This window comes from Thalassospira sp. MCCC 1A01148 (genome assembly GCF_001613795.1).
In the GTDB taxonomy this organism is placed as follows: domain Bacteria; phylum Pseudomonadota; class Alphaproteobacteria; order Rhodospirillales; family Thalassospiraceae; genus Thalassospira.
On sequence record NZ_LPVZ01000020.1, the window covers coordinates 57,035 to 69,707 of the forward strand.

14 protein-coding genes are annotated in these 12,673 nt (G+C 55.1%); 8 read left to right on the forward strand and 6 right to left on the reverse strand.

The window, feature by feature from the left end; all coding sequences use genetic code 11:
- Positions 1-288 precede the first annotated feature (288 nt).
- Positions 289-1,047: a bifunctional 2-polyprenyl-6-hydroxyphenol methylase/3-demethylubiquinol 3-O-methyltransferase UbiG gene (ubiG, locus tag AUQ43_RS09835; RefSeq protein WP_062956099.1), complete on the forward strand. Its 759-nt coding sequence runs from the start codon at positions 289-291 to the stop codon at positions 1,045-1,047.
- 15 nt (positions 1,048-1,062) lie between these two features.
- Here ubiG and AUQ43_RS09840 read toward each other — a convergent pair whose 3' ends face one another.
- Positions 1,063-1,497, reverse strand: coding sequence for a DUF1178 family protein (locus AUQ43_RS09840; protein ID WP_062956100.1), 435 nt, complete (start codon positions 1,495-1,497; stop codon positions 1,063-1,065).
- A 125-nt stretch (positions 1,498-1,622) separates the two neighbouring features.
- On the opposite strand from AUQ43_RS09840, the gene AUQ43_RS09845 reads away from it, so the two are divergent.
- Entirely contained in the window at positions 1,623-2,147 is a 525-nt protein-coding gene (locus tag AUQ43_RS09845; protein ID WP_062956101.1) for a bifunctional 2-polyprenyl-6-hydroxyphenol methylase/3-demethylubiquinol 3-O-methyltransferase UbiG, read from the forward strand.
- A 152-nt stretch (positions 2,148-2,299) separates the two neighbouring features.
- Positions 2,300-4,213, forward strand: a complete 1,914-nt coding sequence (locus AUQ43_RS09850; RefSeq protein WP_062956102.1) for a PhoX family phosphatase — start codon at positions 2,300-2,302, stop codon at positions 4,211-4,213.
- A gap of 81 nt (positions 4,214-4,294) precedes the next feature.
- On the opposite strand, the gene AUQ43_RS09855 is transcribed toward AUQ43_RS09850, so the two are convergent.
- Positions 4,295-4,837: a YHS domain-containing (seleno)protein gene (locus AUQ43_RS09855; protein ID WP_062956103.1), complete on the reverse strand. Its 543-nt coding sequence runs from the start codon at positions 4,835-4,837 to the stop codon at positions 4,295-4,297.
- Between the two features lie 234 nt (positions 4,838-5,071).
- Here AUQ43_RS09855 and AUQ43_RS09860 point away from each other — a divergent pair, with 234 nt between their 5' ends.
- A complete protein-coding gene (locus AUQ43_RS09860; protein WP_062956104.1) occupies positions 5,072-5,455 on the forward strand; it encodes a VOC family protein in 384 nt (127 codons plus the stop codon).
- Positions 5,456-5,474: 19 nt separating this feature from the next.
- On the opposite strand, the gene AUQ43_RS09865 is transcribed toward AUQ43_RS09860, so the two are convergent.
- Positions 5,475-6,299, reverse strand: a complete 825-nt coding sequence (locus AUQ43_RS09865; protein ID WP_062956105.1) for a carbon-nitrogen hydrolase family protein — start codon at positions 6,297-6,299, stop codon at positions 5,475-5,477.
- A 213-nt stretch (positions 6,300-6,512) separates the two neighbouring features.
- Here AUQ43_RS09865 and AUQ43_RS09870 point away from each other — a divergent pair, with 213 nt between their 5' ends.
- Both AUQ43_RS09870 and AUQ43_RS09875 read left to right on the forward strand, forming a co-directional pair.
- Entirely contained in the window at positions 6,513-7,163 is a 651-nt protein-coding gene (locus AUQ43_RS09870) for a GntR family transcriptional regulator (protein ID WP_062956106.1), read from the forward strand.
- Between the two features lie 160 nt (positions 7,164-7,323).
- A complete protein-coding gene (locus AUQ43_RS09875; protein WP_062956107.1) occupies positions 7,324-8,661 on the forward strand; it encodes an NAD(P)H-dependent oxidoreductase in 1,338 nt (445 codons plus the stop codon).
- A gap of 85 nt (positions 8,662-8,746) precedes the next feature.
- Here AUQ43_RS09875 and grxC read toward each other — a convergent pair whose 3' ends face one another.
- The 3 genes from grxC to AUQ43_RS09890 all read right to left on the reverse strand — a co-directional run bounded on the left by grxC (position 8,747) and on the right by AUQ43_RS09890 (position 10,873).
- Complete coding sequence (grxC, locus tag AUQ43_RS09880) at positions 8,747-9,004, reverse strand: glutaredoxin 3 (protein WP_044828127.1); 258 nt, start codon at positions 9,002-9,004, stop codon at positions 8,747-8,749.
- Between the two features lie 125 nt (positions 9,005-9,129).
- Entirely contained in the window at positions 9,130-9,897 is a 768-nt protein-coding gene (locus AUQ43_RS09885; protein ID WP_062957234.1) for a ComF family protein, read from the reverse strand.
- A 61-nt stretch (positions 9,898-9,958) separates the two neighbouring features.
- Entirely contained in the window at positions 9,959-10,873 is a 915-nt protein-coding gene (locus tag AUQ43_RS09890) for a LysR family transcriptional regulator (protein ID WP_062956108.1), read from the reverse strand.
- A 127-nt stretch (positions 10,874-11,000) separates the two neighbouring features.
- On the opposite strand from AUQ43_RS09890, the gene AUQ43_RS09895 reads away from it, so the two are divergent.
- Positions 11,001-11,618, forward strand: a complete 618-nt coding sequence (locus AUQ43_RS09895; protein WP_062956109.1) for a glutathione S-transferase family protein — start codon at positions 11,001-11,003, stop codon at positions 11,616-11,618.
- A 58-nt stretch (positions 11,619-11,676) separates the two neighbouring features.
- Positions 11,677-12,663 carry a pyridoxamine 5'-phosphate oxidase family protein gene (locus AUQ43_RS09900; protein WP_062956110.1) on the forward strand — a complete coding sequence of 329 codons (987 nt, stop codon included), beginning with the start codon at positions 11,677-11,679 and terminating at the stop codon, positions 12,661-12,663.
- The last annotated feature ends 10 nt before the right edge of the window (positions 12,664-12,673 follow it).

Here is a 12,673-nt window from a genome sequence, read left to right on the forward strand (position 1 = left end):
TCCAAGCGGCGTTATCAATACTGCCATAATCCACATGAAACAAGCGTCAAGGATGCTGATAAATTGCGTCAGAGCAATTTTTTTGGCCCGAAATTGCCCCAAGGCATGCGAATGCGGCAAATTGCATCGCATATCATGCGAAAACTACCCAATATCACTGAGGCTTGGCGCATGACTTGGCCCATTGCGTGACCATGTCATTTGACAGCTGAGTATTGCCTTGCAGATCGCGCGGGCGTAAACAGGGCATCATACAGCAAAGTTGTTTTACGCCTTCGGAGCCACACCATGTCGGACGCATCCGCACAAACCAGCCGCACCGCCAATGCCGATGAGATCGCACGTTTTTCCGCGATGTCTGAAAAGTGGTGGGACCCGAACGGTGTGATGAAACCGCTGCACAAATTCAATCCGGTGCGCCTGCAAATCCTGCGCGACAATATCTGCGCCCATCTTGGCCGCGATCCGGAAACCATCGAACCACTTAAAGACATCGAAATCGTCGATATCGGCTGTGGTGCGGGTCTTCTATCCGAACCGCTTGCGCGCATGGGGGCAAAGATGACCTCGATTGACGCATCGGAAAGCAACATCGAAGTCGCCAAAATCCATGCCGCGCAATCCGGCCTTGAAATCAATTATCGCTGCTGCACGCCTGAAATTCTGGCTGATGAGGGCAAGCAGTTCGATATCGTGCTGAATATGGAAGTCATCGAACATGTCGATGACCCGCAATTCTTCATGCAGGCCTGTGCTTCGGTTCTTAAGCCGGGTGGATTGATGTTTGTTGCCACGCTGAACCGCACCATCAAGTCACTGGCGCTGGCCAAGATCGGCGCAGAGTATATTCTGCGTTGGCTTCCTGCGGGCACCCATGACTGGCGCAAGTTCGTCAAGCCGTCCGAAATGTCGGGATATCTGCGCGGTGCGGGACTCGAACTGAGCGACATTACCGGTGTGGCATACAACCCGATCAACGACACCTGGTCGCCTGCCCCGCGTGATCTGGATGTGAATTATATGGTGATTGCGCGAAAACCTGACTGATCAAGAATCGCCTGATTAGTTCTTTTTCGTCTCGTCATCCCATGGCAGCGCCATGACATCGATGCCTTCATCCACCAGCTCTGCGGTTTCCTTGACCGAGGCCTGGCCATAGATGCCGCGTTTTTCCGTCTCGCCGTAATGGATTTTGCGCGCTTCTTCGGCAAACTTGTTACCGACATTCTCGCAATTGCTTTCGACCTGTTTGCGGATTTCGGCAATTGCGGCCTGCGTTGCCTCGGCGACAGCCTTTTGCTTCTGCTTTTCAGCGGCAACCTCTTTCTGGCGTGACGTCCGCAGACGCGGTGCCATCAAGGCCTTTCCAACATTCGATGTCCCGCACATCGGGCAGGACAAATCACCGTTGGCGGCCTGCGCTTCATAGGTTGCGCCGTCCTTGAACCAAGCTTCAAATTCGTGATCATGTTCGCATTTAAGCTGAAATAGAATCATGATGGTACTTGTATAAGCCGAACCAGTCGCGAGACGATAAAACTATTAGATACAGATTATATGGCCCACACTGGCTTAAATCGCCAGCCCGCGAGCGTCACACTGAATAAACAAGATTTACAGAAATGTCATCCCAATTGCCATCAAACTGGATCACACAACATTGCCCAACGCCCAACCCGGCCTGCAATCAGGCACTTGACCTTGCATGCGGCAAGGGGCGGCACAGTTTCTGGCTTGCCGCCCAAGGGTGGCAGGTTACGGCAATTGATCGCGACCTTTCGCAAACCGATACCAAAACAAAACCGACAATCAACTGGATCGAAGCAGACCTTGAAACCGGGAACTGGCCGTTGGGCGATCAGCAATTCGATCTGATCATTGTCGCCAATTACCTGCATCGACCGCTATTTGCAAACCTTCGCGCCGCAGTCCGGCCGGGCGGCACCCTGATCTATGAAACCTTCATGGTCGGGAACGAGGCGATCGGACGCCCACGATCCCCTGACTTCCTGCTGCGCCGTGATGAACTGACAGACGCATTTGCCGACTGGGACATCATCGCCCATCAGCAAGGCCCGGCTTACACTGTGAATGGCGATGAAATTACGGCGATAAAACAATCGATTGTCGCACAAAAGCCATCCTAGCACGCAATTCGCAACAGGCTGAAAGCGATTGCAACAAATTCGTAACATATTGATTTTACGAAAATAAACACAACTTTCACAATTAAGCGCTGTCGTTTCTGGCATCTTCGCTGCTGCTGTTTCAGGCAATGGTGTGAAGAGAGAGAAAAGCCATGAGCGATAAATACGAAATCATCGAAGATAGCGACGATATCCCATCCAACCCGACCACCAATCCACGCATTGACGATTTGATCAATGCACGCTTTTCCCGCCGTGGCTTTTTCAAGGGCCTGATGGCGACGTCGGCCGTTGTAGGCGCCGGTATCGCGACCAAGGGTGTTGCCAAGGCACAATCAGCCTCCACCCTGACCTTCAAATCGATCCCGCAGAAGATCACCGAAACCCATGCAGTTGCTGATGGCTATGACGCCAGTGTGCTGATCCGTTGGGGCGACAAGGTCGTCGCCGATGCACCGGCATTCGTTCCGGGTCAGGTCGACGCCAAGGCACAGAACAAACAGTTTGGTTATAACTGCGACTATGTTGGCTACATGCCGCTTCCGGTCGGATCCCAAAATTCTGACCACGGCCTTCTGTGCGTCAGCCACGAATACACCAATGCCGAACTGATGTGGTCAGGCCTTAAAGACGGGATGGATGCATCCGAGGAACAGGCCCTGCACGAAATCGCAGCCCACGGCCATTCAGTCATCGAAGTCAAGAAAACCGGTGGCAAATGGCAGGTTGTTGACGGGTCCGATTATGCGCGCCGCATTTCCCCGATCGATACCGAAATGCAGATTACCGGCCCGGCTGCTGGTCATGACCGCCTCAAGACCAACACCGACCCGACCGGTACCCGTGTCATCGGTACGCTTAACAACTGTGCGGGCGGTAAAACCCCGTGGGGCACGGTTCTGATCGCCGAAGAAAACTTCAACGGTTACTTTGGCGGCGATATCGCCAAGACCAGCGAAGAACGCAACTACAAGCGTTTGGGCATCAGCAAGGACAGCTGGTACTCGTGGGTCAAATATTTCGACCGCTTCAATGTCGAAAAAGACCCGAACGAGCCGAACAAGTTTGGCTGGATGGTTGAAATCGATCCGTATGATCCGACCTCGATGCCGAAAAAACGTACCGCTCTTGGCCGCTTCAAGCACGAAGGTGCCACCGTCATCATCAACAAGGACAACTCCGTTGTTGCCTATTCCGGTGATGATCAGCGCTTCGACTATCTCTACAAATTCGTGGCTGCGAACAAATACAATCCGAATGATCGCGCAGCGAACATGGACCTTCTGGAAAACGGCACCCTGTTTGTTGCCAAGTTTCACGAAGATGGCAGCCTTGACTGGATGCCGCTGATCTTTGGCGAAGGCCCGCTGACAACCGAAAACGACTTCAACAGTCAGGCGGATGTTCTGATCGAGGCCCGCCGTGCGGCCGACCTTCTGGGTGCAACCCAGATGGACCGTCCGGAAGACGTCGAACCGAACCCGGTCAACGGCAAGGTCTATGTCATGCTGACCAACAACTCCAAGCGCAAGGAAGGCAACGCGCCGAACCCGCGCGCTGCCAACCCGCATGGTCACGTGCTTGAACTGACCCCTCCGGGTGGTCGTGGCAAGGATGCCGATCACACCGCGTCGCGCTTTACCTGGGACATCATGATTGCCGGTGGCAATCCGGCCGTTGCCGATGACAAGGCGGTGTACCATCCGGCTGCAGAATCCTGGGTTTCCTGCCCGGACAACATGGCAATCGACCATCGTGGCCGCCTGTGGATTTCAACCGACGGCGCACCAAAATCAGACATTCCTGATGGCATGCATGCCACCGATGTTGATGGTCCGGGTCGGGCGCTCACCAAGTTCTTCTTTGCCTGCCCAACAGGCGCTGAGATGTGCGGTCCGGAATTCACCCCGGATGGAAAGACGCTGTTTCTTGCCGTTCAGCACCCGGCAGACGGTTCATCCTATGACGCGCCAAGCACCCGCTGGCCGGACTTCCAGGCCGCAATCCCGCCGCGTCCGTCCGTCGTGGCTGTAACCAAAAATGATGGCGGTGAAATCGCGGGCTGATCCCCTGCATCACAGTCCTGAAATGCAAAACGCACCGGCCAGTTTGCCGGTGCGTTTTTTGTTGTCTGCACGTCACCAATATTACTTGACCGGTGCGGCCATATCATAGGTGCCATCATTATCTGAAATCGCCATCCAGCTTTTGTCCGACGCTGACTTGCTTTCAAGGTCGGTCCAGTTGCCCTTGGCGGCAGTGATATTGCCTGAAATATCTTCGCTCCAGAAACCAACCACGGCAGGCGTAATATTCAGATAAAGCTTCCCGTCGACAATCCGCCACAGATTGGGGTTGGCCGGTACTTTGCCGCCCTTCACAATCCCGTATGCGCAATGCCCGTCAAAGGCCGGGGCATATTTTGCCGGATCGGCCAGAAACATCTCGCGGTTTTCCTCGGACGCAAATGCCCAGGTCGCGCCGTTATATTCAGCCGTAATGTCGGCCCGGCCCGGTACGGCGTGGGGCTGCATCATGCCGACATCCTTTTGCGGCAAGTTGAAATAGGCCACCGCGTCATATCCGCTGATCGCATAGCCGGTTTCATCGACATATTGTTCGCCGGCAAACGCCGCGCCCGAAAGGCCAAATACAACTGCCGATCCGATTAAGAACTGTTTGAACATCATTGCTGTTTCTCCGGTTGTAAATCCCTGATGTACGCAGTGTGCCCGGACACAGCCAGAAATCGAAATGACGTTGCGACACTGTTTCGTGAGGATGCGTGAGAAAGCGTGAGGATGCGACAAACGACCATTTGCTTCCTATATAAAGCAAAGGGAATTGGGCCTTGACCTTAACCATAGTTGAGGAATTACGACGAAGGGAACCCAAAGACAAAACCACACGGACAAGGAAACACCATGACTGCTGCATTTCTCGAACATGTGAATTTCACGGTCGCAGACCCGGTGAAAACTGCTGCAAACCTGTGCAACTGGTTTGGCTGGCACGTGCGCTGGCAGGGCCCGGCCATTCATGATGGGCTGACCTATCACGTCGGCAATGATGAAAGCTATGTGGCGATCTATGCCCTTGGTACGCCAAAGCAGGGACAGGAAAATTCCTATGCCACGATTGGTGGGCTGAACCATCTGGGAATTGTCGTTGATGACCTTGATGCGACCGAGGCAAAGATCAAGGCGGACGGCATCGAAACCTTTAACCATGCCGATTACGAACCCGGTCGCCGATTCTATTTCCGTGATGAAAACGACATCGAATTCGAAGTGGTCAGTTACGCCTGACCACTTCGATCAAAGATAACTAGCAGGGTTTATATTCCCGATCATTGCCAAGCGATGGCACCATCCGGCGAATTTCATCAACGCGCGTCAGATCAATTTCTGCGGTGATGAAACCCGGATCGGTGCCACCATCAGCCAGCACCTGCCCCCACGGATCAATGATCAGCGAATGGCCAAAGGTCTGGCGGTCGCCCGGATGATCGCCGCACTGGGCTGCCGCAATCACAAAACAACCGTTTTCAATCGCACGTGCCTTTAAAAGGGTATGCCAATGCGCCTGCCCGGTGGTGCGGGTAAAGGCGGCCGGGATGCTCAGGATTTGCGCGCCCGCCTTGGCATAATCACGAAACAGGTGCGGGAAACGCACGTCATAGCAAATAGATACCCCCACCATGCCACATTCGGTTTCGGCCAGTCGGGCCGCATCGCCGGGCCGGAAGGTCTTGCTTTCGCGATAGCTTTCGCCATTGGCAAGATCGACATCAAACATGTGGATCTTGTCATAGGATGTGATGACCTTGCCATCCGGACCGATCACAAAACACCGGTTTGCCACACGGTCTTCGCCCGGCACGTTGACATGCAGGGATCCGACGATCAGGGTTGATTTTAGTTCCTCGGCCAGATCGCAGAAAAAGACCAGACCGGGATGTTCGTCTTCGGGGAAGGCAGCGGCACGCACATTTGATCCGCCAAAGGACATCATCGACACGTTTTCGGGAAAGGCGATCAGTCTGGCCCCGGCCGCATGCGCATCGCGGGCATAGGTTGCCGCACGCGCAAGGTTATCAGACATGACATCGCGCGAATTGACCTGAACGCAGGCCGCAATGAAACGGGTCATGACGCAGTCTCCTTTTTATCATTATCCAACATCATGATGGGCCGCATGATCCAGGGCGGCAATAGACAATTGGAATAGCGCAGGTCGATTTCGACCGAAACCGCATACGCTCCTTTGGCGGATGCAACCCAAAGGATTCATCACCGCAAATTCATTCTTTCCAAAAAAGAAATTAGTGTATACAGTATTCCGCACACCCAATGAGGATCGAAGATGGAACCTCTTTCCGGCCGAAAAAGTCTGACTGACGAAGTGCATGACCGCCTGGTCGATGCCTTGTGTTCCGGTGCACTCCCTCCCGGGACGCCATTGCGTCAGGAAGCCATTGCCGAGGAACTCAATGTCTCGCGGCAACCAGTGTTGCAAGCTCTGGGGTTGCTGCGCCGTGACGGACTTGTCGAACCAATGGGACGACGCGGATATCGCGTTGCGCCTGTCGACAGTGAACTGGTCCGTCACGTTTATGACCTGCGAGAAGCATTTGACGGGCTTGCGGCCCGTTTGGCTGCTGAAACCAAGGCATCGGATCGGGAATCGGCTTTGCGGGCTGCCATTCAACAGGGACACCACGCTCTGGGCAGCGGCGACACCGCAGAACTTGTTGCAGCCGACGTCGCATTTCATCAAACGATCTACCGCCTGTCGGGCAATCCCCTGTTGCCCGAAGCATCAGCCGCAGTCTGGCTTCAGATCAGGCGCGTGATGCATGCCTATATCCAGATTGGTTACCCCCGTGATCCGATCTGGACCGAACATCAGGCCATCGCCGATGCCATCTGTGTCGGCGATGGTCCTCTTGCGGAGAAACTGGCCCGCGATCATGGGCGTAGTGCGCGTGACCGTCTGGTTTCCCGAATGCAATAACCAAGCTGACCTGCCCCTCGCTGCCACCAACAGCCCGCCTTTTCGTCGCCCTTCGCACCACCAACCCCCAACTCCTTCATAAAATCTGACAATGACCCGCCCGCGTTGCAAAGGCAGAACCATATAAGAACGACAAGTTTCCTGTCTGGGAGGAACGCCAATGAACCTTGATACAAAACTGCGCAAGCGCGCAGATGAAGGCAATCCCGTACGAGTTGGCATCATCGGCGCCGGCAAATTCGGATCGATGTTTTTAAGTCAGGCCGGACACCATCCAGGCTATCACGTTCTGGGCATTGCGGATCTGAGTATCGACCGTGCCAAGGCCGCCTTGCGCCGTGTCGGCTGGTCCGATGATCAGTTCGCCGCCAGGGACAGCGCATCGGCTTACCGGGATGGCACCACCTGGATTACCGAGGATGCCGATGCCCTGATCGCCGCAGACGGGCTTGAAGTCATCATTGATGCCACCGGCAGTCCCGCAGCCGGTATTCGCTTTGCGCTTAAGGCAATCGAATATGGCCGCCATATCGTCATGGTCAATGTCGAGGCCGATGTCCTTGCCGGCCCACTTCTTGCCAAACGGGCCGAGGCCGCAGGTCTTGTTTATTCCATGGCCTATGGCGATCAACCGGCCCTGATTTCGGAAATGGTCGATTGGGCCCGCGCAATTGGCCTGCCCGTGACCTGTGCAGGCAAGGGCACCAAATATCTTCCGATCTATCATCATGTCACGCCCGATGATGTCTGGCATCACTATGGCCTGACACCTGAACAGGCGCAGGCGGGCGGCATGAACCCGCAAATTTTCAACAGCTTCCTTGATGGCACCAAGTCCGCCATTGAAATGGCGGCTGTATCCAATGCCTGCGATCTTGTGCCGCAGGATTGCGGATTGCAGTTCCCGGCCTGTAGCGTTGACGATCTGCCCCGTCTTCTATGCCCGCGTGAAAGTGGTGGCATCCTTGATCGCAAAGGCACGGTCGAAGTGGTTTCAAGCCTTGAACGCGATACCCGTCCGGTGTTTCGCGATCTGCGCTGGGGCGTTTATGTGACGTTTGAGGCCCCAAGCGAATATGTCGCGCGCTGCTTTAATGAATATGGCCTTCTGACCGACCCAAGCGGACAATATTCGACCATGTATAAACCCTATCACCTGATCGGGTTGGAACTTGGCATTTCCGTGGCCTCAGCCGCCCTGCGCGGGGAGGCCACCGGCACATCGCGCGCTTGGTCGGGTGACGCGGTCGCCACCGCCAAGCGTGATCTTAAACCCGGTGAAATGCTTGATGGCGAGGGCGGCTATACAGTGTATGGCAAACTGATGCCGGCCTTGACCTCAAAGGCGCGCAGTGCCCTGCCCATCGGTCTTGCGCATCATCTCAAGATCAAGCGCCCGGTGGCGATGGATCAGACGCTCACCTGGGATGATGTCGAATTTGATGCCAAGGACCCGGCGATTGCCTTTCGCAAGGAAATGGAAGCCACATTCGGCTAACACCGCAATCATCAGACAAATGAAAACCCCGGCCAAACTGACCGGGGTTTTGTATGACTATTGCCGTTAATCAGCCAATTGGCTCTCAGGCAGACAGTTTGGCTTCAAGCTTGTCGGCAGCTTCGAGCGCCATCAGTTCGTCACAGCCGCCAATATGTTCGTCATTGATGAAGATCTGCGGCACAGTGTGCTTGCCATTGGCACGATCCATCATCTCTTTCTTGCGGCGCGGTTCCATCATCACGTCGATGAGCTGGTATTTGGCACCCTTTTCCTCAAGCAGCTTGCGCGCACGCTTGCAATACGGGCACCATTCGGTGGCATACACTTCAACTTTTGCCATGTGGCATACATCCTTTCTTTGGCAACCGATCATCGCGAATGCCCCGGATTATCGGGTCTACTGCGTCTGGTACGGTGCGAAATTATGTTCAGATGAGCGCTGTATATCAGAATTAATAGAATGCGTCATCGCACGACACGTGCAACTGTGATCACAGATACGTGCATGGCACCTGATTGCCTTAACGCCCGGACACAGGCATTGGCCGTCGCCCCGGTGGTTAGCACATCGTCAATCAATACAATCCGCGCGCCCGCGAGATTGCATGTCTCGGCACGGACTTCATCGACAACAAATGCCCCGCCAACTTCGCGTTTGCGTGAAGACGGCCCAAGCCCGCCAAGGCTTCTTGTGTTGCGGTGACGGGCCAGAACCAGCCCATCCCATGGCACGCCCGTCATGCGCGCAAGCTTTGCGGCCAACAGGCCCGATTGGTTATAACGCCGTTTTAGCAGCCTGCGCCGATGCAATGGCACGGGCACGATCAGATCAGCCTGATCCCAGATACCGCTGCCCGCCTGATAAACCCATCGCGCAAGAAGTGGCGTCAGATCACCGCGATCCGCATGCTTGAACCGCAAAAGGTAATCCCGGCTGTGATCGTCATAGACCAGTGCTGCACGCGCCTGATCAAAGGCCGGTTTCTTTTGCAGACAGGCCACGCACAACATACGACCACCGTCAGTGTCGTCACCACTGCCCGGCACACCATCATCCAGTTCAAATGGATAGCCACAGCAAGAACAATGCGGTGCGGAGATAAATCGCAATCCCGCCCAACAATCGGCACAGACAGCATGGGTGGTATCGGTTACCTCGCCGCACCCGCCGCAACGCGGCGGCAGAATGGCATTGATGCCCATGGTTGCCGCTGTTCGAACCCAGTCGATCATCTGCATTGAATTCCGCGATCACCTTTAAATCGGCAATAGCATACCACACGCAGGGATTGAATTAGCCAAAATCAAACAACGGATTTGCCCGCAGTTTTTCTGCGGCCATGTCGATAAATGCCCTGACCTTCGCCGGGGCGTTGCGGCCTTCGGGATGGACCAGATGAATTGGCACTGGCTCAAGGGCGCAGTCCTCCAGCACGGCGACCAATCGGCCATCATCAATAAACGGTGCCGCTTGATAGGACAGCATCCGAACAATACCCCAACCATCAAGGGCGGCGTTTCGTGCGGCTGCTATCGAATTGGTTTGCCATCTGGCATCCGGTGACACGTTGATTTTACGGCCACTGCCATCCGGTGATTTGAATTGCCAGTCCAGACGCGCTGATGATCCGGTGGTGGCGACAATTCGGTGCGCCGCAAGGTCCGATGGCGTCTTGGGCATTCCATGTCTGGCAAAGTATTCTGGCGACGCACAAACGGTCTGGGACACCTGCCCGATCCGCACAGCACTCAGCGTTGAGTCGGCAAGCTCACCAATACGCACCGCAAGATCGATGCCTTCTTCGACAATATTGACAATACGATCAAACAGCAAAAGGCGTGCGCGCATATCAGGATAGGCGTCAAGATATTGCCCGACAATCGGGGCGACATGCATCTGCCCGAACTGAACCGGTGCAGTGATGGTCAACATCCCGCTTGGCTTGGCATATGCCCCGCCTGCTGCGGCCTCGACTTCTTTCAGGTCACTTAAAAGTCGCTTGCAATCCGCCAGATAGCGAACACCTGCGTCCGTCAGGGTAACCGAACGGGTGGTCCGAACCAGAAGACGTGCGCCAATGATCTGTTCAAGCTGCGCGATTGTGCGGGTCACCGCCGCCGGGCTTATATTGAGTGAACGGGCAGCCGCGGCAAAGCCCTGCTCCTCTGCCACGCGCACAAAGATATTCATGGCATTGAAACGGTCCATTCGCGCCACCTTGCAGTCAGCTAATTATTGCAATAATCGGAATAATAAATTGCATAATTCGATTATTCCATAATTTTATCGAAACAGACATCATCACGTCAGTTCCACTCTCTCAAGGAAACCTGACATGAAACTTTATCACCATCCGATTTCCGGCCACGCCCACCGCGCCCGCCTGTTCCTTGGCCTTCTGGGCCTTGAACATGAACTGGTTGAGGTCGACCTTGCCAATGGTGCACATAAATCGCCCGAATTCCTGAAACTCAATCCCCTCGGTCAGGTCCCTGTCCTGGAAGACGGCGATAAAGTGATCACGGATTCCAACGCCATCATGGTTTATCTGGCGAAAAAAACCGGCGCGACCAACTGGCTTCCCGAAGATGCAGAGGGTGCCGCACGTGTTCAGCGCTGGCTTTCGATTGCCGCCGGACAGATCGCCTTTGGTCCGGCTGCGGCACGCCTGATCACACTGTTTGGTGCACCGTTTGACGCAGATGAAGTCATCTCGCGCGCCCACGCGGTACTTGGCAACATCGAAGATCACCTGAAAACCAATGACTGGCTGGCCGCAAGCCATCCGACCATCGCCGATGTCGCACTTTACAGCTACGTCGCCCGTGCGCCGGAAGGCAATGTCGATTTGGCGGCCTATGGCAAAGTGCGCGATTGGCTGAAACGCATCGAAGACCTGGCGGGTTTTGTGCCCTTCATGCATGCGCCAGAAGAAATGCTGAAATCTGCCTGATCAAGCACCCTTCTTGCGCCACTGCGCCACCTTGCCCCCTAAAACAAAGCAACCCCAGATGTCTGATCATTCTGATACGACCACCCACCGCACTGCCCCCCAAAAAACGCCAGGGCGCACCCCATCGCCCTGGCATGCCGGGGAAGTGCGCCTTCAGGAAATCCTTGGCGTTGATGCCCGCATGGAGGAGGTCGGGCGCAAGGTGCTGCGCGATCACATGATCGAACAACATCGCCTGTTTTATCCGCAATTGCCCTTTGCTGTACTGGGCACGGTTGATGGTGATGGCAATCCATGGGCAACGCTTCGTGCCAACCGTCCGGGTTTCCTGTTTGCCACCGATCCCTATCACCTGTCCGTGACGTTACCCCGCGATCAAACCGATCCGGCAGATATCGGCCTGAATGACGGTGATGGTATCGGTCTTTTGGGGATCGAACTGCACACACGGCGCAGAAACCGTCTGAATGGGACAATTTTTCGCCGGAATGAGACATCCTTTGACATCAAGGTCGGTCACAGTTTTGGCAATTGTCCGAAATACATCCATCCGCGCAACCTTGCGTTCGCACCGGATGTGGAATATCTGCAAAGCCAAGATTTGCGGAAGTCACCACAAACGGGTGTGACATTGACCAAGGATGTCCGCGACTTCATCTCCCGGAGTGATACGTTTTTTATCGCGTCCTATGTCGATAACGCTGCGCCGGATCGTGGGCGCGAAGTCGATGTTTCCCATCGCGGCGGCCCGCCCGGCTTTGTCACAATTGACGATACGGGTGCCCTGATCATTCCCGATTATGCCGGAAACCGGTTCTTCAACACGCTGGGCAATCTTGTGATCAATCCGCTGGCAGGCTTGGTGTTTGTCGACTTTACCACTGGTGACATGTTGCAACTGACCGGCACGGCAGACATTGTGATGGGTGGCGCCATGGTCACGCAATTCGTTGGTGCCGAACGCCTTCTTAGCTTCAGCCCGTCACGCTGGGTCCTGCGTCGGGGTGTATTCCCGATGCGTATGGCAGGCGGCGCAGAAGGTTGATTGCGTCTTG